Source organism: Janthinobacterium lividum (assembly GCF_011601275.1).
Lineage (GTDB): Bacteria > Pseudomonadota > Gammaproteobacteria > Burkholderiales > Burkholderiaceae_D > Janthinobacterium > Janthinobacterium lividum_E.
The window spans coordinates 1-23,442 of the sequence record NZ_JAAOLY010000036.1 but is presented as its reverse complement, the minus strand read 5'-3'; the positions used below and the strand labels follow the sequence as shown (position 1 = coordinate 23,442).

22 protein-coding genes are annotated in these 23,442 nt (G+C 60.6%); 11 read left to right on the top strand and 11 right to left on the bottom strand.

Going from position 1 to position 23,442, the window contains the following annotated elements:
* Positions 1-180: 180 nt before the first annotated feature.
* Complete coding sequence (locus GYK42_RS28345) at positions 181-519, bottom strand: flagellar hook-basal body complex protein FliE (RefSeq protein WP_034757853.1); 339 nt, start codon at positions 517-519, stop codon at positions 181-183.
* 576 nt (positions 520-1,095) lie between these two features.
* Between GYK42_RS28345 and GYK42_RS28340 the strand changes: the two genes are divergently transcribed.
* The 7 genes from GYK42_RS28340 to GYK42_RS28310 are packed head-to-tail and all read left to right on the top strand — an operon-like array spanning position 1,096 to position 7,379.
* Positions 1,096-1,944 carry a FliM/FliN family flagellar motor switch protein gene (locus GYK42_RS28340; protein ID WP_235432957.1) on the top strand — a complete coding sequence of 283 codons (849 nt, stop codon included), beginning with the start codon at positions 1,096-1,098 and terminating at the stop codon, positions 1,942-1,944.
* Between the two features lies 1 nt (position 1,945).
* Entirely contained in the window at positions 1,946-2,311 is a 366-nt protein-coding gene (locus GYK42_RS28335) for a FliM/FliN family flagellar motor switch protein (protein ID WP_046684914.1), read from the top strand.
* Entirely contained in the window at positions 2,308-3,078 is a 771-nt protein-coding gene (gene fliP, locus GYK42_RS28330; protein WP_046684915.1) for a flagellar type III secretion system pore protein FliP, read from the top strand. The genes GYK42_RS28335 and fliP overlap by 4 nt, the downstream gene beginning before the upstream one ends.
* Before the next feature lie 3 nt (positions 3,079-3,081).
* Positions 3,082-3,354 (top strand): flagellar biosynthetic protein FliQ, encoded by a 273-nt coding sequence (locus tag GYK42_RS28325; protein ID WP_034757874.1) that lies wholly within the window; start codon positions 3,082-3,084, stop codon positions 3,352-3,354.
* 11 nt (positions 3,355-3,365) lie between these two features.
* Complete coding sequence (locus tag GYK42_RS28320; RefSeq protein ID WP_166450204.1) at positions 3,366-4,166, top strand: flagellar biosynthetic protein FliR; 801 nt, start codon at positions 3,366-3,368, stop codon at positions 4,164-4,166.
* A complete protein-coding gene (flhB, locus tag GYK42_RS28315; protein WP_166450203.1) occupies positions 4,156-5,295 on the top strand; it encodes a flagellar type III secretion system protein FlhB in 1,140 nt (379 codons plus the stop codon). The genes GYK42_RS28320 and flhB overlap by 11 nt, the downstream gene beginning before the upstream one ends.
* On the top strand, positions 5,292-7,379 hold the full coding sequence (locus GYK42_RS28310; RefSeq protein ID WP_166450202.1) for a flagellar biosynthesis protein FlhA: 2,088 nt from the start codon (positions 5,292-5,294) through the stop codon (positions 7,377-7,379). The genes flhB and GYK42_RS28310 overlap by 4 nt, the downstream gene beginning before the upstream one ends.
* A 42-nt stretch (positions 7,380-7,421) precedes the next feature.
* Here the strand turns inward: GYK42_RS28310 and GYK42_RS28305 are convergent, their stop codons facing one another.
* From GYK42_RS28305 to GYK42_RS28275, 7 genes are all read right to left on the bottom strand, one after another.
* Positions 7,422-8,528 carry a hypothetical protein gene (locus GYK42_RS28305; RefSeq protein ID WP_205711596.1) on the bottom strand — a complete coding sequence of 369 codons (1,107 nt, stop codon included), beginning with the start codon at positions 8,526-8,528 and terminating at the stop codon, positions 7,422-7,424.
* 57 nt (positions 8,529-8,585) lie between these two features.
* A complete protein-coding gene (locus GYK42_RS28300; RefSeq protein ID WP_166450201.1) occupies positions 8,586-9,461 on the bottom strand; it encodes a flagellin in 876 nt (291 codons plus the stop codon).
* A gap of 181 nt (positions 9,462-9,642) precedes the next feature.
* The gene (locus GYK42_RS28295; protein ID WP_046684920.1) at positions 9,643-10,518 is read right to left on the bottom strand and encodes a flagellin; all 876 of its coding nucleotides are present in this window, start codon (positions 10,516-10,518) and stop codon (positions 9,643-9,645) included.
* Positions 10,519-10,762: 244 nt separating this feature from the next.
* Positions 10,763-11,638 (bottom strand): flagellin, encoded by an 876-nt coding sequence (locus GYK42_RS28290; protein ID WP_046684921.1) that lies wholly within the window; start codon positions 11,636-11,638, stop codon positions 10,763-10,765.
* Between the two features lie 141 nt (positions 11,639-11,779).
* Positions 11,780-12,508 (bottom strand): acetyltransferase, encoded by a 729-nt coding sequence (locus GYK42_RS28285; RefSeq protein WP_166450200.1) that lies wholly within the window; start codon positions 12,506-12,508, stop codon positions 11,780-11,782.
* Positions 12,508-13,659 carry a DegT/DnrJ/EryC1/StrS family aminotransferase gene (locus tag GYK42_RS28280; protein WP_166450199.1) on the bottom strand — a complete coding sequence of 384 codons (1,152 nt, stop codon included), beginning with the start codon at positions 13,657-13,659 and terminating at the stop codon, positions 12,508-12,510. The genes GYK42_RS28285 and GYK42_RS28280 overlap by 1 nt, the downstream gene beginning before the upstream one ends.
* Complete coding sequence (locus GYK42_RS28275) at positions 13,659-16,868, bottom strand: tetratricopeptide repeat protein (protein WP_166450198.1); 3,210 nt, start codon at positions 16,866-16,868, stop codon at positions 13,659-13,661. The genes GYK42_RS28280 and GYK42_RS28275 overlap by 1 nt, the downstream gene beginning before the upstream one ends.
* Before the next feature lie 275 nt (positions 16,869-17,143).
* On the opposite strand from GYK42_RS28275, the gene GYK42_RS28270 reads away from it, so the two are divergent.
* Complete coding sequence (locus GYK42_RS28270) at positions 17,144-17,806, top strand: acetyltransferase (RefSeq protein WP_166450197.1); 663 nt, start codon at positions 17,144-17,146, stop codon at positions 17,804-17,806.
* Between the two features lie 56 nt (positions 17,807-17,862).
* Here GYK42_RS28270 and GYK42_RS28265 read toward each other — a convergent pair whose 3' ends face one another.
* Positions 17,863-19,539, bottom strand: a complete 1,677-nt coding sequence (locus GYK42_RS28265) for an electron transfer flavoprotein-ubiquinone oxidoreductase (RefSeq protein WP_205711595.1) — start codon at positions 19,537-19,539, stop codon at positions 17,863-17,865.
* Positions 19,540-19,803: 264 nt separating this feature from the next.
* Here GYK42_RS28265 and GYK42_RS28260 point away from each other — a divergent pair, with 264 nt between their 5' ends.
* Positions 19,804-20,580: an SDR family oxidoreductase gene (locus GYK42_RS28260; RefSeq protein ID WP_034752351.1), complete on the top strand. Its 777-nt coding sequence runs from the start codon at positions 19,804-19,806 to the stop codon at positions 20,578-20,580.
* A gap of 22 nt (positions 20,581-20,602) precedes the next feature.
* Here GYK42_RS28260 and GYK42_RS28255 read toward each other — a convergent pair whose 3' ends face one another.
* On the bottom strand, positions 20,603-21,169 hold the full coding sequence (locus GYK42_RS28255) for a LuxR C-terminal-related transcriptional regulator (RefSeq protein WP_166450196.1): 567 nt from the start codon (positions 21,167-21,169) through the stop codon (positions 20,603-20,605).
* A gap of 147 nt (positions 21,170-21,316) precedes the next feature.
* Here GYK42_RS28255 and GYK42_RS28250 point away from each other — a divergent pair, with 147 nt between their 5' ends.
* Together GYK42_RS28250 and GYK42_RS28245 are read left to right on the top strand one after the other, a co-directional pair.
* Complete coding sequence (locus GYK42_RS28250; RefSeq protein WP_058048076.1) at positions 21,317-22,018, top strand: CoA transferase subunit A; 702 nt, start codon at positions 21,317-21,319, stop codon at positions 22,016-22,018.
* Between the two features lie 20 nt (positions 22,019-22,038).
* Positions 22,039-22,689, top strand: a complete 651-nt coding sequence (locus tag GYK42_RS28245) for a CoA transferase subunit B (RefSeq protein WP_035818065.1) — start codon at positions 22,039-22,041, stop codon at positions 22,687-22,689.
* A gap of 53 nt (positions 22,690-22,742) precedes the next feature.
* On the opposite strand, the gene GYK42_RS28240 is transcribed toward GYK42_RS28245, so the two are convergent.
* Entirely contained in the window at positions 22,743-23,153 is a 411-nt protein-coding gene (locus GYK42_RS28240; RefSeq protein ID WP_166450195.1) for a DoxX family protein, read from the bottom strand.
* Positions 23,154-23,442: the final 289 nt, after the last annotated feature.

Below are 23,442 nucleotides of genomic sequence, written 5' to 3'. Positions count from 1 at the left end.
CATGGTCACCATGGCGGTGATGCCGATGGCCAGCACGACGATGGGAACCAGGTTTTTCAGCAGGGCGGGCGGGATGGCGGGCTGGGCGCCAGGGCGCCAGCGCGCAAATGCGGACTTCATGGTGGTAATCACTTGGGGTAACTTTCGCTGGGAGGCTGGGCGTGGATCAGGGCGTGAAGATTACAGAGGCAGTTTGATGAGTTCGTCGACGGCGCCCATGACTTTGTTGCGCACTTGCATCAACATGGAGAAGGACAGGCTCGCTTCCTGGCTGGCCAGCATGGCGCCGACCATGTCGTCGCTCTTGCCGCTGTCGACATCGCTCATTTTTTGCGCGGCCAGGCGGTCGTCGCCGTTGACCTTGCCGATGGCGTCTTTCATGCTTTGCGCAAACGAGAAGCCCGATTGCTCCGGTGCGCCGAACTGGGCGGCCGGCGCGATGCTGGCGCCCAGGGCGCGCGCGTCATTGCTCAGTGCTGCCAGATCGGCCTTGATCAGACCTGCGAGTTCGTTGCTCATCTTGCCCTCTACTTTCAATATGCGGTGACGTATCAATCAGAAATTACTGGTGTTGCCATTCCGGCAGAATTGCATGTCATGCGATTTTGCCCGGCCCGATCCGCAGGGCCCATCAGTTTTATCAGTTGCCACACCATCCGCTCAAGCAGACTCAAACAAACTCAGCAAACCCGCGCCGACAGGATTTACATGGCCATGACAACTAATATTTATCTGATAAAAGTTTCTGCTGGTGGCAATAAGAAGAACTGAAAACTGCCATAAAAAACCGGAATCAGGTAAGCGGAATGGCACACTGCAAATCACTATTTTGTCCCTATAAGCTTACCTCGGGGCAACTATAAAGTAAAGAGAGGATTGCCTCAAGGAATATTGATACATGGCAATATTTAGCATTTTCATGTATTGTTCAGCACCGTAGTCATCCAGCATGCGATACGATGCGCAATCGTTTGCTTGCAAGCCTGTCGGCAAGAGCAAGATGATGCTGTATTTAATTTCGGGCGATCCGTATAATTTGTTCTGCCACCGCAATACGACATGACCCTCATGATAACCACTAAGACAGATCAAACTGTGCGCCATCAAGTCCTCGATTCCTGTCTGCTTGGACGTCCTGTCCATTTGCTGCATGTATTCGGCGCCCAGCTGCGCGACGACCTGGCCGTGGCCCTGCGCCAGCCCATGAGCCGTCGCTACTGGGGTAATTTCCAGATCGATGCCGTGACCTTGTCGCGCGTCGAGAACGAGGACAGCGCGAACCGCTGGCTGAGTTTTTCCACGCAGGCTGGCCAGCCGGGCTTTGCGCTCGAGCGGCAGATACTCTTGAGCGTGCTGAACTATCGCTATGGTAGTGCCGGCGCCAAGGGGCCGCTGCCCGATCCGGCGCAAGTGCGCGTGACGGCCACGGAAGAACGCCTCGCTGTGGTGCTTGGACAACAGTTGGTGGGCAGCTTGTTTGCCCGCATCCACAAAAACCTGCAAACCCTGGGCAAGAGCAGCGACATCGACACCAATGCCGAGGTCGCCGTGCAGTCCGGCGTGCACCCGGCACGCGGCAGCTGGATCATCACCGTGGCCCTGAGCGACGTCGAGGCGGGGCAGAGCGGCCAGTTCTGGTTCTCGCTGGACAAGCGCCTGATGGCCGACGTGCTGCGCGGCCTGCTGCCCGAGCGCGCGCAAGCGAAGAAGGCCTTGCGCGGCAGCGTGCGTCCGCTCGCTTCGCGCCTGCAGGTAACCCTGGAAGGCCGCCTTGTCAGCAAGCAGGTGCAACTGGGCGCCCTGTTCGACTTGCGCGTGGGCGACGTGATTCCCGTCAGCCTGAGCCGTACCGACGTCATGCTCGACGATTCCCGTTTATTTACAGCGGCTGTTTCCGAACACAAGGGCAAGCTCTGTTTAACCTCATTTGAAGATGTCGAATAATATGAATATGACCGATACCAACCAGAGCGAAACCCTGCTGGAAGACCTGGGCGATGACATGATCATCGACCAGGGCGACGTCTCCGACGTGGCCAGCACCCGCGCGCGCCGCGACATTCCGCAGATGATGCGCAAGATTCCCGTCACCCTGACCCTGGAAGTGGGCTCGGCCCGCATCTCGCTGGAAGAATTGATGGCCATCGGCCCGGAAAGCGTGATCGAACTCGACATGCTGGCCGGCGAACCGCTGGTGATCAAGGTCAACGGCACGCCGATCGGACGTGCCGAAGTGGTGGTGGCCGGCGAGAACTATGGCCTGAAAGTCATCGACCTCGACGGCCTCAATCTCGACCTGATGACAGCATGAAGCTGGCGGTACCCGGTTTGAGCCGGCGCCGCGGCGCGCTGGCTGCCGCGCTGGCTGTCCCTGTTCTGATGCTATGCTGCAGCGCCGCCGGTGCGCAGGACCTGCTGTCCGGCGTGGTGCCGGGCGCGAAGACCGATTTGTCGGTGAAGATGCAGATCCTCGTCGTCATGACCCTGCTCGGGCTGCTGCCCGTGATGGTCATGATGATGACCAGCTTTACCCGCTTCGTCATCGTGCTGTCCCTGCTGCGCCAGGCCCTGGGCCTGCAGCAGGGCTTGCCTAATCGTATCGTCACCGGCATCGCCCTGATTCTCACCTTGCTCGTCATGCGTCCCATCGGCGACCAAGTGTGGAAGGAAGCGTTCGTGCCCTACGACCGCGACCAGATCGGCATGCAGGAAGCCTTGAAAATTGCCGAAGTGCCCATTTCGCGCTTCATGCTGGCGCAGACGAGCAAGGCCGCGCTGGCGCAGATCGCCCACCTGGCCGGCGAACCGTCGAGCATGCGTCCGCAAGACCACAGTTTCACGGTCAAGCTGGCCGCGTTTGTGTTGTCTGAACTCAAGACGGCGTTCCAGATCGGCTGCATGCTGTTCATCCCTTTCCTCATCATCGACCTGGTGGTGGCGTCAGTGCTGATGGCCATGGGCATGATGATGCTGTCGCCGCTCGTCATCTCGCTGCCGTTCAAGCTGCTGCTGTTCGTGCTCGTCGATGGCTGGACCCTGACCGTCAACACCTTGGTTACCAGCATACAGGGCTATTGACCTATGTTTACCCCTGAAGTCGCCGTCGACCTGATCATTGAAGCATTGCATGTCGTCATGCTGCTGGTGGTGATCCTGGTCGTGCCGGGTTTGCTCATGGGCTTGCTGGTCGCGCTGGTGCAGGCGGCCACCTCGATCAATGAGCAGACCATGAGTTTCCTGCCTCGCCTGCTGGTCACCCTGCTGGCCCTGATCCTGGCCGGACGCTGGATGGCCGGTTACCTGATGGATTATTGCGTGTCCATTTTTCAGCGCGCCGCCACCCTGGTCGGATAGCGCCGCGCGCCATGGATCAGATTTTCAATCAGGTGCTGCCGTTTCTGCTGGCCGTGTGGTGGCCGTTCTGCCGCATCCTGGCCATGCTCAGCGCCTCGCCCGTGATCGGCGACGCCATGGTTCCCGTCCCCGTGCGGGTGCTGCTGTCGCTGGTGCTGGCGATCCTGATGCTGCCCGTGATGCAGGCGTCGGGCGTGTCGCAGGACTTGCTGAAGATCGATCCGTTTTCCCTGCACGCCCTCGTCGCCACGCTGGAGCAGGCCATCGTCGGCTTCGTGCTGGGCCTGGCTTTCCACTTCGCCATGTCCGTCATGTCGGTGCTCGGCTACCTGGTGTCGAGCCAGGTGGGCTTTTCCATGGCCGTCATGAACGACCCGCTCAACGGCACTTCGTCGGACGTGATTTCCGGCCTGCTCACCATCATGTGCATGATCGTGTTTTTCGCCATCGACGGCCACCTCGTGCTGACGGGCGTGATCGGCGCCAGTTTCACGGCCTGGCCCGTGGGGCAGGGCTACGGGCCGCTGCTGCTGCAGACGGTGGCGTATAACGTGGCGTGGATTTTCGCCGCCGCCATGCTGCTGGCCTTGCCCATCGTCTTTTCCACTATGGTGGTGCAGCTGGGCTTTGGCTTCCTGAACCGGGTGGCGCCGTCGCTGAACCTGTTTTCGCTGGGTTTTTCGATGATCACCATGTTCGGCTTGCTGATGCTGATACAGATCGTGCGCTTTATCCCGGAGCACTATGTCGCCATGACGAACCGCGTGCTCGACATGATCCAGGAACAGATGCGGGTGGCCCATGGCGGATAGCAGCACGGGCGACAAAACAGAAAAGGCCTCAGCGCAGAAGCTGAAGAAATCGCGCCAGGAAGGGCAGGTGGTGCGTTCGCGCGACCTGTCGACGGCGCTGGGCATCCTGATCAGCATGAAGGTCTTCATTTACCTGCTGCCGGGCTATCTGCTCAGCTTTCGCGAACTGTTCGCCATGGCCTTCATGCCGCTCGACAGCAAGGGCGCGCTGGAAAATGCCATGTCGATGGCGTTTACCACGTCGGTGAGCTTGCTGATCAAGATGATCGTGCCGCTGTTTTGCGTGCCCTTGTTCGTCGTGCTCGGTTCCTTGATCCCCGGCGGCTGGGTCATCAGCACGAAGAACTGGGCGCCGAAGATGGAGCGCCTGAGCCCGGCCAAGAACCTGGGCCGCTTGATTGCGCCCAAGCATGCGTTTGAATTCGGCCTGTCCATCGCCAAGGCAGTCGTGCTGGGCATGGTGCTCGTGCACGTGAGCCGCTCCAGCCTGACGCAGTACGTGGACTTGCAGCACCGGCCCCTGCAGCAGGCCATGCTCGATGGCTCGGCGCTGATGCTCGACGGCCTGATGGCGCTCATTTCCGTCTTCGTCCTGTTTGCCATCATCGACGTGCCGGCGCAGGCGTTTTTCTTTGCCCGCAACCAGCGCATGAGCAAGCAGGACGTCAAGGAAGAACATAAAAGCAGCGAAGGGCGGCCCGAAGTGCGCCAGCGCATCCGCCAGCTGCAGCAGCAGATCGGCCGGCGCAGCGTGCGCAAGACGGTGCCCGACGCCGACGTGGTGATCGTCAATCCCGAGCATTACGCCGTCGCATTGAAGTATGACCAGGACCGCGCCGAGGCGCCGTTCGTCGTCGCCAAGGGCGTCGACGAGATGGCGCTGTATATCCGGCAAGTGGCGAAGGAACACAATATCGAAACGCTGGAGTTGCCGCCGCTGGCGCGCGCCATCTACAACACCAGCCAGGTGCAGCAGCAGATTCCCGTGCAGCTGTACCAGGCCGTGTCGCAGGTGCTCAACTACATCCTGCAGCTGAAAGCATTCCGTACTGGGCAGCGCGCCGCCCAGCCCCCATTTCCCACCGAGGTGGTCGTGCCATCTCATTTGAGCGAGGTAGTACCTTCATGAATTTCCTGAACCGGTTGGTTGCCGAAATGCGCCGCCACAAGTTCGCCACGCCGCTGTTCCTGCTGGTGATCCTGGCGATGATCATCCTGCCGCTGCCGCCCGTGCTGCTCGATATCTTGTTCACCTTCAATATCGTGCTGGCACTGATCGTCATCCTCGTCAGCGTGTCGGCCAAGCGGCCGCTTGATTTTTCCGTCTTCCCGACGGTGATCCTGGCCACCACCATGCTCAGGCTGACCCTGAACGTGGCGTCCACGCGCGTGGTGTTGCTGCACGGCCATACGGGCGCTGATGCGGCCGGTAAGGTGATCGAGGCGTTTGGTAACGTGGTGATCGGCGGTAACTTCGTCGTCGGTATCGTCGTCTTCGTGATCTTGATGATCATCAACTTCGCCGTCGTCACCAAGGGCGCCGAGCGTATTTCCGAAGTGTCGGCGCGCTTTACGCTCGATGCCTTGCCAGGCAAGCAGATGGCGATCGACGCCGACCTGAACGCCGGCCTGATCAATCAGGAAAAAGCCCAGATCCGCCGCAAGGACGTGGCCGCCGAAGCGGATTTCTATGGCGCCATGGACGGCGCATCGAAGTTCGTGCGCGGCGACGCCGTCGCCAGTATCTTGATCTTGATTATCAACATGGTCGGCGGCGTGGCCATCGGCTCGCTGATGCACGACCTGTCGTTCGGCGACGCCTTCCGCCAATACGCACTGCTGACCATCGGTGATGGCCTGGTGGCGCAGATCCCGGCGCTGCTGCTGTCGGCCGCAGCCGCCATCCTGGTGACCCGCATCAGCGATTCGGGCGACTTCGAACAGCAAGTGGCAGGCCAGGTGCTGACCTCGCCAACGGTGATCTACAGCGCGGCCGGCATGATGGTGGCGCTGGCCTTGATTCCGGGCATGCCGTGGTTCATGTTCATGACCTTTGCGGCCGTGCTGGCCTTCGTGGCCTGGCGCCTGACCAAGCGCGTGAAGGGGCCCGACGCGGCCGGCATGGCGGCCATCGAGGCGGCCTTGCGCGATGACAAGCCCGTCGAACTGGAATGGCAGCAATTGCCCGCCGTGCAGCCGTTGATGGTGATGCTCGGTTACAAGCTGGTCGGCATGGTGGACAAGACGCAAGGCGAGCCGTTGAACAAGCGCGTCAAGGGCGTGCGCCAGAGCCTGTCCGAATCGATGGGCTTGCTGTTGCCGAACATCGGCGTGCGCGACGACCTGGCCTTGAAGCCGTCGCAATACGCGATCGTGCTGTCAGGCACCGTGGTGGCGCAGGCGGAAGTGCAGGCCGACCGCCTGATGGCGATTCCGTCGCCGAACGTGTATGGCCAGCTGGACGGCATTCCCGGCATCGAGCCGGCCTACGGCATGCCCGTCACGTGGATCGAACCGGGCGAAAAGGCGCATGCGCTGGGCCTCGGCTACCAGGTCATCGAGGCGCCCAGCGTGATCGCCACGCACTTGTCGAAGATGGTGCGCGAGTACTTGCCGGAACTGTTCCGCCACGAAGACGTGTCGAACATGATGGAGCGCCTGACGGCCCTGTCGCCGAAACTGGCCGGCGCGCTGGACAAGGCGCTGACGCACACGCAGCTGCTGCGCGTGTTCCGCGTCTTGCTGGCGGAAAACGTGTCACTGAAGGATATCGTGCCCATCGCCACCACCTTGCTCGACAGCTCGGAAACGACCAAGGATCCGATCCTGCTGGCGGCCGAAGTGCGCTGCGCGCTGCGGCGCCAGATCGTCAGCGGCCTGTTCGGCCAGAAAATGGAAATGCAGGCGTTTAACCTGGGCGGCGAGCTGGAAAACATGCTGCTCGGTTCCCTGAACCAGGCGCGCCAGTCGGGCAAGGTGACCCTCGATAATTACCCGATCGACCCGCATCTGCTGTCTCAGCTGCAAGTAAACATGCCGGTGGCGCGCGAGCAGATGAAGCAGCAGGCCACGCCGCCGCTGCTGCTGGTGCTGCCGCAGATCCGTCCGCTGCTGGCCCGTTATGCGCGCCTGTTCGCGCCGGGCCTGCACGTGCTGTCGTACAACGAAATCCCGGAAAACCGCGAAGTGAGCATTATCGGCACGGTGGGATAAAATGAAAAAACGGCGCTTCGGGCGCCGTTTTTTTATGCCGCGTCAATCCTGCTCGTCGATGGGCGGCAGCAAATCCTGCGTCGGCTCCGCCGGCCCGGCCAGCATGAATACTTCCTCTTCCTGTGCGTCCACCGACGCGTCGCCATAATCGTAACCGAACGGCGCCGCCACTTCCTTCGAGGCAATGATTTCTTCTTCCGGCTCGGACGCGGGCGCCTCTGCCGGTGCATCGGGATCGGCCGCCACTTCCGCTTCCGGCTGCGTCAGCAGCAGGGCCACTTCTGCCATGGCGCGGAACAGGGGCAGCGACAGCGAGGCGGCGCCCGCCTGCATCGGATAGTTGCCGTGTACGCGCTGCGCGTGCAACTGGCGGTTCAGGCGGCAGCGCACCAGGCGCAGGCCTGCGCGCCGTACGGCGTCGGCGATTTCGGGCAGGGCCAGGCGCAAATGGCGCAATGCCGCTTCCTCGTCGGCGGCCAGTTCCAGCAGCACGCCGTCGCCGGACGGTTCCATCTGGATCACGACCCGGCCGATGCCGATGATGATCAGTTCGACGCGCAGCGCCACCTTGCCGCGCCGCTTGGGCGTTGCTTCTTCATCCTCGTCGCTGGCCAGCACGCGCAGCAGCAGGCGCTGGCCGCCCCAGCCATACACGGCAAAGCGCCACGCTTCGCTGTCGACCGTCAAGGGCGGGCGGGCGCCTTCGCGCAGCAGGGCCGGCTGCTGTTCGGCCATGAACAGGCTGCCCGGCACGTGCTGGCCGCGCGCCTGCTCCTGCAGGGCCGCGTATTGGTCGCCATACGTGCGCACCATCACGCGCCATGAGGCGGCCAGCTGCGCCGCGTCGGGCGGCTGCCAGACCAGCTGGCGCGTGAAGAAGAGCTGGTTGACCTGCATGGCGCTGCTGTCGCGCGGCAAGGCGCCGCCCGTGCCCTCGGCATTGGGTTTGATGAGGGACGCCAGGCTGTCCTGTCCCTTTTGTTGCAGCTGGGCGGGCAGGGTGCCGGCGTCGGGCGCGGGCGCCATATAGGGGCCGATAGGCACCAGCGGCTGCACCACGCCAGGCACCATCGGCGTAGCGGGGCTGACGTCGAAGCGCTGGGTAATCAGGGGCACCGGGTTGCCCGATGCAATGCGGTCTATCGCCATGCCATTGCTTCCTGCTGATACATATTCATCCGATCCGCCATCGCGTCCTGCCGGTAATTATTGTAGTAAAGAAAGAATCAGCTTGCTCATGCTCTGGCTTTGCTTGAGCATGGCCGTACTCGCTTGCATCAGCATTTGCGCCGACGTCATGTTGGCGCTTTCAGCCGCGTAATCGACGTCCATGATGCGGCCGATGGCGGCCTTGGTGTTGGTGACCATGTTGGACAAGTTATTGTAGACGTGGCCGAGCCGGTTCGCGGTGGCGCCCAGCGCCGAGCGCACGCTGCCGACCTTGTCGACGGCCGCCGCCAGCATGTCGATCATGCCGTTGGCGCTGCTGTTGCTGGCAAACTCGCTGCCGGCTGTGGCGCCCGGCGCGAAATTGACGGAGATCGCCTGCAGCGCAGTGTTGAGCGCGCCCATGTCGCCCGCCACGCTGAACTGCATGGTCTCGCTGCCGGTGGCGCCGATCTGGAACGTCATCGCTTGCGACAAGGTGCCCATGCCGGCGCTGCCGTTGCCCAGCAATAAAGTGCCGCCGTAGCGGGTGTTCGTCATGACGTTGTACAGCTCGGCGCCCAGCGCATCGTATTCGCCCTGCATGGCGTCGCGGTCCTTCTGGTTCGACGAGGCGTCCGCTGCCTGCGTGGCCAGGTCCTTCATGCGCACCAGCATGGCGGTCACTTCGCCAAACGCGCCTTCGGCCGTTTGCAGCAGGGAAGTACTGTTTTGCGTATTGCGCATGGCCACCGCCATGCCGCTGGTCTGGGCGCTCAGCCGGGTGGCGATCTGCAAGCCTGCCGCGTCGTCCATGGCCGAGTTGATGCGAAAGCCCGTGGAGAGGCGCGTCATCGACGTCGACAGCATTTGCTGCGCCCAGCCCATGGCCCGCTGGGCAGACAGTGCGGCAGTATTGGTATGAATGCTCAGCACGCGGCGGCTCCAGTAGGCGATTGTTCGGTGTTCTACCTTGTATAGGCGACTATGCCGGCAACATCGTTAAACATGATGGCAATTTAGTTCAATATGCTGGAAATGCACGTCACTGCAGGCGAAAAAAAAGCCAGACCGGAGTCTGGCTTCGAGAGACTGGCCGCAAGCGGCCGGGTCAATATTATTGCAGCAGGGACATGACCATCGAGGACATGCTGTTGCTTTGTTTCAGCATTGCGGTACCAGCTTGCAGCAGCATTTGCGACGACGTCATGTTCGAGCTTTCGGTAGCGAAGTCGGTGTCCATGATGCGGCCGGTAGCGGCTTTGGTGTTGGTGGCGATGTTCGACAAGTTGGTGTTGACGTGGTCGAGACGGTTAGCCGTCGCGCCCAGTGCCGAACGCAAGGTGCTGACGCTGTCGATGGCGGTAGCCAGCAGGCCGATATTGGCGTTGGCGTTGGACGTCAGTTCCGTTGCGCCTGCCGCGGCGGCGCTCGAGAAGTTGGCGCTCAGGCCGGTCAGGGCTGCGTTCAGCGAGCTCAGGTTGCCCGAAACGTCGAACGTCATTTTTTCGGTCGAGCTGGCGCCGATCTGGAACGTCATCGACGTCGACAGCGTGCCGTCAGCTGCGGCGCTACCTTTGCCCAGCAGCTTGGTGCCGCCGAACGTGGTGTTGGTCATGACGTTGTACAGTTCCTGGCCCAATGCGTTGTACTCGGCTTGCATGGCGGTCTTGTCGGCGGCGGTCGACGAAGCATCGGATGCCTGGGTAGCCAGGTCTTTCATGCGCACCAGCATGTTGGTCACTTCAGCGAACGCGCCTTCGGCCGTTTGCAGCATCGAGGTGCTGTTTTGCGTGTTGTTCATCGCAACGGTCATGCCGCTCGTTTGTGCTTTCAGACGGGTGGCGATTTGCAGGCCGGCAGCATCGTCCATTGCCGAGTTGATACGGAAGCCGGTGCTCAGGCGCGTCATCGAAGTCGACAGTTTGGATTGGGTATTCGAGATCGAATTTTGTGCCGACAGGGAGGCAGCGTTGGTGTGAAGGCTCAGCATGGTGTCATTCCTAATTAGGTGGTTACGGTGAGGAGCGACGATTTATCTGCTCCTATCAGTACAAGACGACCGTGCCGCCATCTTAATTAAATGCTTTAAGGAAATTTTTTAAAATAAGTGCGATTTGTTGCTTCGCCGGCCCGTCCTGATGCTGTTGCGGCATGCTGGCGCCAGGCGCGCACGAAAAAAAAGCCAGACCGGAGTCTGGCTTCGAGAGACTGGCCGCAAGCGGCCAGGGTCAATATTATTGCAGCAGGGACATGACCATCGAGGACATGCTGTTGCTTTGTTTCAGCATCGCGGTGCCAGCTTGCAGCAGCATTTGCGACGACGTCATGTTCGAGCTTTCGGTAGCGAAGTCGGTGTCCATGATGCGGCCGGTAGCGGCTTTGGTGTTGGTGGCGATGTTCGACAGGTTGGTGTTGACGTGGTCCAGACGGTTAGCCGTCGCGCCCAGTGCCGAACGCACGGTGCTGACGCTGTCGATGGCGGTGGCCAGCAGGCCGATGGTGGCGTTGGCAGTGCTGGTCAGTTCGTTGGCGCCGGTCGAGGCACCCGACGAGAAGTTTTTGCTCAGGCCGCTCAGGGCCGTGTTCAGCGATGCCAGGTTGGTCGACACGTCGAAGCTCATTTTCTCGGTCGAGCTCGCGCCGATCTGGAAGGTCATCGAAGTCGACAAGGTGCCCTTGGCTGCGCCGCTGCCGTCGCCCAGCAGTGCTGTACCGCCGAACGTGGTGTTGGTCATCACGTTGTACAGTTCCTGGCCCAATGCATTGTATTCAGCTTGCATGGCGGTCTTGTCGGCGGCGGTCGACGAAGCATCGGAAGCCTGGGTCGCCAAGTCTTTCATGCGCACCAGCATGTTGGTTACTTCAGCGAACGCGCCTTCGGCCGTTTGCAACAGCGAGGTGCTGTTTTGCGTGTTGTTCATCGCAACGGTCATGCCGCTCGTTTGTGCTTTCAGGCGGGTGGCGATCTGCAGGCCGGCAGCGTCGTCCATGGCCGAATTGATGCGGAAGCCGGTGCTCAGGCGCGTCATCGAAGTCGACAGTTTGGATTGGGTATTCGAGATCGAATTTTGTGCCGACAGGGAGGCAGCGTTGGTGTGAAGGCTCAGCATGGTGTCATTCCTAATTGGGTGGTTACGGGTAGGAGCGACTGTTTATCTGCTCCTACCCGTACAAGGCGACCCTGCATTCCACTTTATTAAATGCCGTATGGAAATTTATTTTTCATTGCCATAATGACAGGCTGTGCAAGTTCAATCGGCCACGCCGCCGTGTTCCGACTCCCATTGCTTGCGACTGCTTTTCAGGATGTCGATGACCAGCAAGGCCTTCGCTTCGTCGGCGCACAGGTCTTCCATGAACATGGCGTTATTGTTGCGTACCCATTCCAGTGGCATTTCCCACCAGGCCAGCTCCAGCAGCGCGGCACGGACTTTTTCCGTGAAGCGGTAACGGATCAGGCGCGCCGGCGAGCCTGCATAGATGCCATAAGGTTCTGAGCGGAAATTCGGTGGCAGCAGCGAGCGCGCGCCGATGACGCAGCCGTTTTCGATCACGCTGCCGCCCAGCACCATTGCTTCGTCGCCGATCCACACATCGTTCTTGATCACCGTGTCGGCATACTGTGGCGGCGGCGTATTTTTCAAGCCATCGCCGAGGATGGACAGCATGAACGTCGAGACCGTGCGCATTTCATGCTGGCCATTGAGGATGAAACTCAGGCGCGAGCCACCGGCCACATAGCGCCCCACGCACAGGCTTTGCTGTCCGCTGTCATACTTCACCAGCGAACCGACGCCGAAACAGGAGCCGCGCCCAATATAAAAGTGGCCGCTCTGCGGTTCCTGATCCAGCCAGTTGCGGAAAAATTGATGGGGCAGGGTGCTGATGGCGCCATCTGCGTAGCCCAGTACCGTGAATTGCGCCGACCATGGGTGGTTCTCCGCTACGCCGGAAAAATTGGTTTCGGTGGAAATTTGCATCAGGCGATGTTCCGTATCACTTCTTGTTGCAGTGCGGGTGCGGCGATCATGGCGATAATGGCGTCCACGGTCGCCATCTCCAGATCGGGATAGATGGGCAGGCAGATCACTTGCGACGACGCCAGCCGCGCAACGGGCAGGTTCGCGTGCGCCGCAGACGGCATGCCTCGGTACATGGGGAAGTCGCTGATGAGCGGGTAAAAATAGCGGCGCGCGTAGATTTCCTGGTCGCGCAGCAACTGGAACAGGGCGTCGCGCGACAGCGGGTAGCCGGGGCCGACCAGGATGGGGAAATACGCGTTGTTGGCGGCCTCGGCATCGCCTTGCTGCACGCAGGTGATGCCACCGATGCCGGCCAGCTGCTGGCGGTAATGCGCGTCGATCGCCTTGCGCTTCTGGCGCGCCCCGTCAATGCCCTTGAGCTGCAGCAAGCCGAAGGCGGCATTGATTTCGCTCATCTTGCCGTTGATGCCAGCGGCCACAACCGTGACTTCATCGACGAAGCCGAAGTTTTTCAGATGGTCGATGCGTTGCTTGGTCTTGGCGTCGGGGCAGACGATGGCGCCGCCTTCGAAGGTATTGAAGATCTTGGTGGCGTGAAAGCTGATCACGGACAGGTCGCCGTGATTGAGCACGCTGCCGCCCCGGTGGCGCACGCCAAACGCATGCGCCGCATCGTAGATCACCTTCAGATTATAGTTGTCGGCAATTTTCTCGATGGCATCGATGTCGCATGGCCGGCCGTAGCAGTGCACGGGCATGATGGCGGTGGTCTGCGGCGTGATGGCCGCCTCGATTTTGGTCGGGTCGAGGTTCAGGCTGTGCGGCTCGATGTCGGCAAAGACGGGCTTGATGTTGTTCCACAGCAGGGAATGAGCTGTGGCGACAAACGAGTACGGCGTCGTGATCACTTCACCATTGATGCGCAGCGCCTGCAAGGCCGTCATCAATGCCAGCGTGCCATTGGCGAACAGGCAGATATGCTTGACGCCCAGGTAGTCGCACAGCGCCTGCTCGAGCTGCTGGTGGAACGGGCCGCCATTGGTCAGGATCTTGTTGTCCCAGATCGTTTCCAGATACGGCAGGAAATCCTCCAGCGGCGGCAGCAGGGGCTGGGTGACATAGATTGGTTTGTTTTTTTGAGTGCTCATCATAATCCGATCGGCGGGTTGGGCACGGCCACGGGCGCTTCGAACGAAACTGGCGGCAAGCCTTCGCACCAGCGTTGCCAGGCCATGCGCAGGCCATTTTCCAGCCCTTCCGTGATCAGCTTGGGCTTGCCCAGGATCGAGCGCTCCAGGCGGTGCCGCATGCTGAAACGGTAGGCGCCCAGCAGCATGGGGTTGGCCGCCATGGACACGCTCTTGCGCACGAAATCGTCTTCGTCGGTGGCGATGAAGTCATCGAGTTCGACCTGGCGCATGATCATGTTGCCGGCGCGGCTAGGCATGGTGGGACCTGCCGTCGTGAGCGTGGGCACGCCCATCCACAGCGCATGCAGGGTTGTCGTGCTGCCGCAATACGGGAAGGCGTCGAGGCAGATATCGATGCGGTGATGGATGGCCATGAATTGGGCCATGCTCGTGCGTCCTTCGAAGGTCAGGCGCTCCGGCGCAATGCCTTCTTCCGCGAACCAGGCAGCCAGTTGTGGCGGCGCTTCCGATTTCGGCATGGCCGCCACGATCATTTTGGAATCGGGGACGGCGCGCAGCACCCTGGCCCAGCGCGCGATGACCTGGCGATTGATTTTGTTGGTGCGGTTGAAACTGCCAAACGTGATATAGCCATTTGCCAATACGGGCGCCGGCTCAATGCTGGGCGCAAGCTCGGATGGCAGGAATGGCACGCAGGCGGGGAGCAGCATCAGTTTTTCGGAGAACTGGCTGCCCAATTCGTCCGGCGGCGTGAAGTACTGATCGCTCAGATAATAATCGATCGCCTGCAGTCCCGTCGTGAGCGGGTAGCCGATCCAGCTGGCCTGGACTGGGGCGGGCTTGGCGGCAAACATGAGCAGCCGGTTCTTGCCCGTGTGGCCGGACAAATCGATCAGGATGTCGATGCCATCGTCGCGGATCAGCTGGCCCAGGTCCGGATCGGACAGGTTCTCGACCTGGCGCCAGTGGGGAATGACTTCCCGCAAGCGCTCCGTTATATCGTCGTTTTGCGGATTGTTATGGTAGGCATACAGTGACAACCGGGCGCCATCGGCGATATTTTCCAGGATCGGGATGAGGAAGTGCGGTACCGGATGGTTGAGCAGATCGCCTGACACGAAGCCAACCTTCAGGGTGCGCAGCGGGTCGCGGGTATTGTCGTGCCCGCGTGGGCTTTTGGCGACGCGCTTTTCGAAGGTATCGCTAAAACGCTGATGTTCGGCAAACAGTGTCTCGGCGTCAATGTTGGCGCTATGCGACAGCAAGAACAGGTAGTTGCTGAACAGGGTTTCCCACAGCGGACAAACGGCCAGCCCCTTGCGGCACGTTTCAATGGCTTCATCTATCCGGCCGATATTGCTGAAAGTGGCGCTGATATTGACGTAGGCATCGCGATAGTCTGGGTTGATTGCCAGCGTCTTGTGATAGCACTCGAGGGCCAGCAGGGGTTCGTTCATGATCACATGGCAATTGCCGAGCGCAAAGTGAGCGCGATCGAATTCGGCGTCGATAGCGAGAGCGGCAAGATAACTCTGCTTGGCCAGTTCGATTTGATTCTGCGCCTGCTGTGTCGATCCCCGATTAATGAGCGCCGAGGTGTTTTTTGGATTCAATTCCAGCGCGCGCGCGTAGGCAGCGATCGCTTCGTCGTATGCCTTCAATTCCTGTAGAACGACCCCGAGGTTGTTATGCGTCTCGCTATTGTCTGGTTCGTATTTAATTGCCTGGCGATATGGCGCGACCGCTTGCTCGAAGCGCTTGATGTTGTTGTAGTAGTCGCCCAGATGCTTGTGCATTGCAGCGTTCTCAGGTGCCATATCAACGGCCTGCTGAAAGTACTTCAGCGCATTATCCCTGTCCTCGGCGGCGCCGTAGGCGATGGCGAGCTGGGCGCTGGCTGGCCCATCGTCTGGTTGCAGGTGATACGCACGCGTGCAGTACTCGATGGCTGCCGCGTAGTTTTTCTGTTTGCATTGAAGCAAGCCCAGATTGCTTAGCGCCTGAGGGAAATCGCCATCGAGCGCGATCGCCTGTTCATACGCGGCGATGGCTTCCTCAGCCTTCCCCAGCCACTGAAACGCGCGTCCCAGGTTATTGTGCAGCTTGGCGTCGTCCGCATGCAAAATGATGCCAGACTGGCAAATTTTCACTGCATTCTCGTACTCTCCGGCCTCATGCAGCGCCGCCGCCAAGTTGGCATGTGCCGCCTTGGTGTGCGGCGCCAGTTGCAGTACGGCACGATAGCTGACGATGGCCGCTTGCCATTGTTTCAGGTCTAGCTGCGCATTGCCCAGATTCAGATAAATTTCCGCGTCGCCCGGCAGCAGGGCCAGCGCGCGTTGATAGCACGCGATGGCTTCGGCGCTGCGCTGCATGAGCTGTAATGTATTGCCGAGATTGAAATGGCCCTTGGCATAATCGGGACGCAGCGCCAGCGCTTGACGGTAGGCCTGTTCGGCCTGTTCCAGCTTGCCTTGCGCCTGCAGCGCCGCCGCCAGGTTGCCATGCGCCTCGACAAAGTCCGGATTCAGTTCCAGCGCCCGGGTATAGCTGGCCACGGCTTGCGCATACATACCCCGTTCCTGCCATGCGGTACCCAGGTTGCCATGCGCTTCGGCATCGTTGGGCGCCAGCTGCACGGTTTTTTGCAGGGCCTCGAAGGCATCCTTGCCCTGTAATTGCAGGGCGGTGCCCAGCACGCTCCAGGCAAAGTCGGAGTCGGGATAGCGCTGCGTCAGGGCGTGGCTGGCCACTTCCAGTTCGGCATGGTGGCCGGCTTGATACAACTCAATAACGTGCTGTGTTTCCTGCGCTGTGGGCGTGCTGGCGATCGCCGTTTCGATGCGGCTGCGCAAGCCTTGCGACTGTTCGTTGTCGAGCCCGCGCGCGATGGCCGACGTCACGATCTCCAGCGCCTGTTCGCGTTCGCCCGCCTTGAGCAAGCCATCCGCATACGACAGCCAGAACTGGCCTTCGTCGGGGTTCACCGACAGCGCCTTGTGCAGATACGGCAGGCCGGCCTCGTATTGCCCGACCTGTCCCGCCAATAAACCCATATTGTGGTTGGCGATGGCGTGATAGGGATGCGCCTGCAAAATCGCCAGGTAAAGCTCTTCCGCCTCGGCAAAACGGCCAGCCTGGTGTTCGGTAATTGCCTGCTGCAATTCGGCGTCGAGGGGCACTGCGGGAAGGGCGTTTGCGTTCATGGGCGGGCGGAAGGTGAAATATTTAGCAGAGGGAATTGTAACTGGTGAAAGTGCTTCTGAGAAACTTTCCAAGTGGAATTTCTCTAGGAATGCTGTTGCAATGCAAACTTGGTGTTGCTGGCTGGTCAAAGCGCGGGGAAAAGTAGCTGTTTTAAAAACCTTGCCGGGGGGACGGGCGGCATGCCTTGCGCCGGGCTGCTGGTATGATGCCCGGGAATTGGTGCCTTCCTTTGGGGATGGTCGCTATCCGATATCGTTCACTTTTCAGCTGGGATATGCAAAATATTTTGATCATTGGCTCGTCGGGCCATGCGAAGGTCGTCATTGACGTCGTCGAACGGCAGGGGGTCTTTCGCATTGCCGGCTTGATCGACCCATTCCGGACGGTCGGCGAAGAAACCTCGGGCTATCACGTCCTGGGCGCCGAGTCCGATTTGCCGGTCCTGGTGGAACAGCTCGCCGTGCAAGGAATACTGGTGGCCATCGGCGACAACTTCGTACGGTCAAGCGTGACCGCTCGCGTGGCGGCATTGTGCCGGCAACTGCCCTTCGTCAGCGCCGTGCATCCGCAAGCCTGCGTCGCCAGGGGCGTGCGCATCGGCGCGGGCAGCGTGGTGATGGCGGGGGCGGTGATCAATCCCGGCTGTGACGTCGGGCACGGTTGTATCGTCAACACGCGCGCCTCGCTCGATCACGATTCCGTGATGGAGGCATTTTCCAGCCTGGCGCCGGCTGCGGCGACCGGCGGCAATTGCTTCATTGGTACGTGCAGCGCCCTGGGCATGGGCGCCTTGCTGCTGCAGCGCATGCGCATCGGCAGCCATTGCGTGATTGGCGCCGGCGCCGTGGTGACGCGGCCCGTGGACGATCTGTGCGTCAGTTATGGCACGCCGGCAAAAACGATACGCAGCCGCCTGGCCGGCGACAAGTATCTGTAAGAGCTGCGGGCATGCCTTTCCGTTGAACTGACGGCAAGGCATGCCCGGCGACGCGCTTACATATTCGGATAGTTCGGCCCGCCGCCGCCTTCCGGTGTCACCCACACGATGTTTTGCGTCGGGTCCTTGATGTCGCAGGTCTTGCAGTGCACGCAGTTCTGTGCATTGATCTGCAGGCGTTCGGCGCCGTCGTCGTTCTTCACGAACTCGTACACGCCGGCGGGACAGTAACGCGCTTCCGGACCGGCATACGTGGCCAGGTTGACGTCGACCGGGACGCTGGCGTTCTTCAACGTCAGGTGGATAGGCTGGTCTTCCGCGTGGTTCGTGTTCGAGATGAACACGGACGACATCTTGTCGAAGGTCAGCTTGCCATCGGGTTTCGGATACACGATCTTTTTCGACTGGGCGGCCGGTTTCAGGCATTCGTGGTCGCCATGCGAGTGGTGCAGGGTCCACGGCGCCTTGCCGCGGAAGATCAGCTGGTCGATGCCCGTCATCAGGCTGCCCAGGTACAAGCCTTTCGACAGCCATGGCTTGACGTTGCGCGCCACGTGCAGTTCTTCATGCAGCCAGGATTTCTCGAATGCGACAGGGTAGCTCGTCAGTTCATCGTGCTGGCGCTGTTCGCCCAGCGCGCCGAAGGCCGCGTCCGCCGCCAGCATGCCGCTCTTGATGGCCGCGTGGCTGCCCTTGATGCGGCTCATGTTCAGGAAGCCCGCATCGCAGCCGATCAGCGCGCCGCCGGCAAACACCAGTTTCGGCAACGATTGCAGGCCGCCGGCCGCGATCGCCCGCGCGCCGTACGAAATGCGCTTGCCGCCTTCGAAGAACTTGCGGATTTCCGGATGCGTCTTGTAGCGCTGGAATTCCTCGTACGGTGACAGGTAGGGGTTTTCGTAGTTCAGACCCACCACGTAGCCGACCATCACCTGGTTGTTTTCCAGGTGGTACAGGAAGGAGCCGCCGTAGGTTTTCGTGTCCAGCGGCCAGCCGCTCGAGTGGATTACCAGGCCCGGCTTGTGCTGGGCCGGGTCGATTTCCCACAATTCCTTGATGCCGATGCCGTACGACTGGGGATCCTTGCCGGCGTTCAAGTCATACTTGGCCATCAATTGCTTGCCCAGGTGGCCGCGCGCGCCTTCGGCGAACAAGGTGTACTTGGCGTGCAATTCCATGCCCAGCTGGAAGTCGGGGCCTGGTTCGCCATCGCGCTTGACGCCCATGTTGCCGGTCGCCACGCCTTTCACGGAGCCGTCGTCGTTGTAGAGGATTTCCGCGGCAGGGAAACCCGGGAAGATTTCCACACCCAGGTTTTCCGCCTGCTGGCCCATCCAGCGCACCACGTTGCCCAGCGAGACGATGTAGTTGCCGTGATTTTCAAAGCATGCCGGCACGGCGAAGCCTGGCGTTTTATACGCTTTCGTTTCGGTCAGGAACAGGATGCGGTCTTCCGTCACTTCCGTGTTCAGGGGCGCGCCCAGTTCTTTCCAGTTCGGAATCAGTTCCGTCAGCGCTTTCGGGTCCATGATGGCGCCCGACAGGATATGCGCGCCCAGTTCGCCGCCTTTTTCCAGCACGCAGACGGACACTTCCTGGCTCTTGTCTAAGGCCAGCTGCTTCAGGCGGATCGCCGCGGCCAAGCCTGCGGGGCCACCGCCGACGATCACCACGTCATACTCCATGGTTTCGCGCGGTCCGTACTGTTCAACTAAGTTATTAGGCTGTGTCATGGTCTCGATTGTCAGTTACTCAATTAGGTAGCAAGGATAGGGAATAAAGCATCATCGGGGAAATTTAAGCACGAGTGTGCTTGTTTTTGACGAGGATTGCAACTTTGGCGCCATTTTGCGTGACATTGCCCCTCGCCGCAATCTAAATCCGGCCATTTTGTGTAATGATGGCGTTTACTTTTGCTCGAGTGCGCTGCGGGGGAATTTGCCCGATTGCCATAGGCACGGCGTAAAGTGTTGTCTAAAATAAAACAGGAGTAGCTCGTGGGCATAGAAGTCAATTTCGAGGGCAAGATTGCCCTGATTACCGGCGCATCGAGCGGCCTCGGCGCACGCTTTGCCAAAGTGCTGGCCCAGGCTGGCGCGCAGGTCGTGCTGGCGTCGCGCCGCACCGAACGCCTGAAGGAATTACGCGCCGAAATCGAAGCGGACGGCGGCGCCGCGCACGTGGTGTCGCTCGACGTGACCGACTTCGCCAGCATCAAGTCGGCCATCGCGCACGCGGAAACGGAAGCGGGTCCCATCGATATCCTCGTCAACAATTCAGGTGTCTCCACCACGCAACGCCTGGTCGACGTCACGCCCGAAGATTACTCGTTCGTGATGGACACCAATCTGCGCGGATCGTTCTTCGTGGCCCAGCAAACGGCCAAGCGCATGATCGCGCGCGCCAAGGGCGACCCGAAGAAACAGCACCGCATCATCAATATCGCCTCGATGGCGGGCTTGCAGGTGCTGCCGCAGATCGGCGTGTATTGCATGAGCAAGGCGGGCATGGTGCACATGACGCGCGCCATGGCCGTGGAGTGGGGCAAGTACGGCATCAACACGAACGCCATCTGCCCCGGCTACATTTCCACGGAAATCAATGAAGATTACTTTGCCACCGAGCAGGGCAAGAAGCTGATCGAAATGCTGCCGAATAAACGTCCGGGCAAGCCGGAAGACCTCGACGGCCTGCTGCTGTTGCTGGCGGGCGAGGATTCGCATTTCATCAACGGCGCCATCATTTCGGCCGATGGCGGCATGAGCACCTTCTAATGCGTCGGCTTGCGCTGCAGCCCTAGCGCTGCAGCTGCAGTCCCACCAGCTTGTGCACGAGCTCCGACGACGTCGACGCGGCGAATTTGCGCATCAGCTTGGCGCGGTGCATTTCCACCGTGCGGGGGCTCAGGTCGATCTGGCGGGCGATGACCTTGCTGGTCTTGCCTTCCACCAGCAGGGCGGCGATTTCGCGCTCGCGCGGGGTCAGCTCCGCCGTCACGGGACGTTTCTCGCTCACATCCTCGAACGTCCAGATGCCCGGCCCCAGCGGTTCCCGCGGCAGCATGGCGTGGCCCGTGACATGGCACCAGAACAATTCCCCATTACTGCGGCGCATGATGCGCTCGTCCGAATAGCGGCCCTTGGCGTTCATGATGGGGATGATGCGGTCACCGGTGCGCAGGAATTCGTCGTGCGTGGGGTAGAGTACTTCGAAGGACTGGTCGTCCAGCTGGGCGCGCGCATAGCCGAACATGGCTGCCAGCGCTTCGTTGCAGCTACGCATGATACGGTTTTCCGACATGCACATGCCCACGGGCGCGTGCAGGAAGATGCTTTCATAATCGATGGCTGACGCGGCGTTCATCTGATACGTATCACTCTCACAGGGGGATTGCCGGCACGGCGCCGGTAGTTCTACGGTATTGTACTTTCCACTCGCGTATTTTATGCTGAGTCGCTGCCTGAGTCATGGACTCAAGACCAAAGCTTAACAAAAGATAGAGGGACACCCATGAATAAAGTTTATCCTGACGCCGCCTCGGCGCTGGCCGGTATCGTCCAAGATGGCCAGACCATCGCCGTCGGCGGCTTTGGCCTGTGCGGCATTCCCGAAGCCCTGATCGGCGCCTTGCGCGATTCGGGCGTGACGGGCCTGACTGCCATTTCGAATAACGCAGGCGTGGATGGCTTCGGCCTGGGCCAGCTGTTGACCACGCGCCAGATCAAGAAAATGATCGCCTCCTACGTGGGTGAAAACAAGGAATTCGCGCGCCAGTACCTGGCTGGCGAATTGGAACTGGAATTCACGCCGCAAGGCACCTTGGCCGAAAAACTGCGCGCCGGCGGCGCCGGCATTCCCGCCTTCTTCACCAAGACGGGCGTGGGCACCATCGTTGCCGACGGCAAGGAAATCCGCGAATTCGACGGCGAGCAATACGTGATGGAACGCAGCCTCGTGGCCGACGTGGCGCTGGTCAAAGCCTACATGGCCGACCGCGCGGGCAATTTGGTCTACCGCAAGACGGCGCGCAATTTCAACCCGAACGTGGCCATGGCCGGCAAGATCACCATCGTCGAAGTGGAAAAACTGGTGGAAGTGGGTGAGATCGACCCGGACCAGGTCCACACGCCGAGCATCTTCGTGCACCGCATCGTGGTCAACGCGAACCCGGAAAAACGCATCGAGCAGCGCACCGTGCGCAGCGAAGCATAAAACAGAATACGGAGATTACTATGGCTTGGACACGTGACGAAATGGCTGCCCGTGCGGCAAAGGAATTGCAGGATGGCTTTTATGTGAACCTGGGCATCGGCTTGCCGACCCTGGTGGCGAACTATGTGCCGGAGAACATCGAGGTATTCCTGCAGTCGGAAAACGGCTTGCTGGGCATCGGCCCGTTCCCGACCGACGCGGAAGTCGATGCCGACCTGATCAACGCTGGCAAGCAGACGGTGACGGCCTTGCCCGGTGCCGCCTACTTCAGCTCGGCCGATTCGTTCGGCATGATTCGCGGCGGCAAGATCAACCTGGCCATCCTGGGCGCCATGCAGGTGTCGGAAAAGGGCGACCTGGCGAACTGGATGATTCCAGGCAAGATGGTCAAGGGCATGGGCGGCGCGATGGACCTCGTCGCCGGCGTCAAGAGAGTCGTCGTGCTGATGGAACACGTGGCCACGGCCAAGGATGGCACGACGTCGCACAAGCTGCTGAAACAGTGCGACTTGCCGCTGACGGGCGTGGGCGTGGTCGACGTTATCATCAGCGACCTGGGCGTCATCGACGTGACGGAAAACGGCCTGAAGCTGGTGGAACTGGCGCCGGGCGTGACCAAGGAGCAGGTGCAGGCGGCCACGGGCGCGGAACTGGACGTTTCCGCCGTGTAAGCCGAACGGATCGTATTATGGAAGCAGGGCGGACAGCGATGTCCGCCCTTTTTTTATGCGCCAGCCTTGCCGCGCAGCCCATCCAGGCTGTAGGCGCCGGCGCCCGCTGCCGCGAAGTACAGGAAGGTGAAGCAGTACATGACGGCCATTTCGCCGCCGTTCAGGATCGGCAGGAAACCGGCGGGCGCGTGCGCCATGAAATAGGCGGCCGCCATCTGGCCCGACAGGATGAAGGCGACGGGGCGGGTGAACAGGCCCAGCAGCAGCAAGCTGCCGCCCACCAGCTCGATGACGCCGGCCGCGCCCATCACGGAAAACAGTTGCAGGCCGTCGAACATGGCCACGTGCGGCGCGCCGAACAGCTTGGCCGTGCCGTGTTGCAGGAAGAGAAAGCCGAGGATGATGCGAAGCAGGCCCAGCAGGCGTGGGTTCCAGGTGGCGTAGAAGGCGGGCGAGAGGGACATGAGTGCTCCATTCAAAGTGAGGATGGTTCGGTGTCAGGCTTGCATTAACGCAATGTCATTATGCGGGAGCCTGACGGCGAAAAGTAAGCAGTACTGTAATGGTTTTTCATTCATTGATCATCATGAGAAATATTGATGCATAATTTACTGTGTGTTGATGATGCGATATAGACCGCGCACAATGAAAAAAGCCCCGCGGATCGCTCTGCGGGGCTTTTTAATCAAGAGAAGGCTTACTTGACGATATTGACGCTCGGTGCAACGTAGGCGTCGTCGCTCGGGTGGGTGG

What these genes read in the sequence shown, in the direction of transcription:
- GYK42_RS28325 (WP_034757874.1), top strand. Translation starts at nt 3,082, where the DNA reads ATGTTTACCCCTGAAGTCGCCGTCGACCTGATCATTGAAGCATTGCAT.
- GYK42_RS28250 (WP_058048076.1), top strand. Translation starts at nt 21,317, where the DNA reads ATGAATAAAGTTTATCCTGACGCCGCCTCGGCGCTGGCCGGTATCGTC.
- GYK42_RS28275 (WP_166450198.1), bottom strand. Translation starts at nt 16,868, where the DNA reads ATGAACGCAAACGCCCTTCCCGCAGTGCCCCTCGACGCCGAATTGCAG.
- GYK42_RS28310 (WP_166450202.1), top strand. Translation starts at nt 5,292, where the DNA reads ATGAATTTCCTGAACCGGTTGGTTGCCGAAATGCGCCGCCACAAGTTC.
- GYK42_RS28245 (WP_035818065.1), top strand. Translation starts at nt 22,039, where the DNA reads ATGGCTTGGACACGTGACGAAATGGCTGCCCGTGCGGCAAAGGAATTG.
- GYK42_RS28285 (WP_166450200.1), bottom strand. Translation starts at nt 12,508, where the DNA reads ATGCAAATTTCCACCGAAACCAATTTTTCCGGCGTAGCGGAGAACCAC.
- GYK42_RS28305 (WP_205711596.1), bottom strand. Translation starts at nt 8,528, where the DNA reads ATGGCGATAGACCGCATTGCATCGGGCAACCCGGTGCCCCTGATTACC.
- GYK42_RS28270 (WP_166450197.1), top strand. Translation starts at nt 17,144, where the DNA reads ATGCAAAATATTTTGATCATTGGCTCGTCGGGCCATGCGAAGGTCGTC.
- GYK42_RS28320 (WP_166450204.1), top strand. Translation starts at nt 3,366, where the DNA reads ATGGATCAGATTTTCAATCAGGTGCTGCCGTTTCTGCTGGCCGTGTGG.
- GYK42_RS28240 (WP_166450195.1), bottom strand. Translation starts at nt 23,153, where the DNA reads ATGTCCCTCTCGCCCGCCTTCTACGCCACCTGGAACCCACGCCTGCTG.
- GYK42_RS28295 (WP_046684920.1), bottom strand. Translation starts at nt 10,518, where the DNA reads ATGCTGAGCCTTCACACCAACGCTGCCTCCCTGTCGGCACAAAATTCG.
- GYK42_RS28335 (WP_046684914.1), top strand. Translation starts at nt 1,946, where the DNA reads ATGAATATGACCGATACCAACCAGAGCGAAACCCTGCTGGAAGACCTG.
- GYK42_RS28265 (WP_205711595.1), bottom strand. Translation starts at nt 19,539, where the DNA reads ATGACACAGCCTAATAACTTAGTTGAACAGTACGGACCGCGCGAAACC.
- GYK42_RS28290 (WP_046684921.1), bottom strand. Translation starts at nt 11,638, where the DNA reads ATGCTGAGCCTTCACACCAACGCTGCCTCCCTGTCGGCACAAAATTCG.
- flhB (WP_166450203.1), top strand. Translation starts at nt 4,156, where the DNA reads ATGGCGGATAGCAGCACGGGCGACAAAACAGAAAAGGCCTCAGCGCAG.
- GYK42_RS28280 (WP_166450199.1), bottom strand. Translation starts at nt 13,659, where the DNA reads ATGAGCACTCAAAAAAACAAACCAATCTATGTCACCCAGCCCCTGCTG.
- fliP (WP_046684915.1), top strand. Translation starts at nt 2,308, where the DNA reads ATGAAGCTGGCGGTACCCGGTTTGAGCCGGCGCCGCGGCGCGCTGGCT.
- GYK42_RS28255 (WP_166450196.1), bottom strand. Translation starts at nt 21,169, where the DNA reads ATGAACGCCGCGTCAGCCATCGATTATGAAAGCATCTTCCTGCACGCG.
- GYK42_RS28345 (WP_034757853.1), bottom strand. Translation starts at nt 519, where the DNA reads ATGAGCAACGAACTCGCAGGTCTGATCAAGGCCGATCTGGCAGCACTG.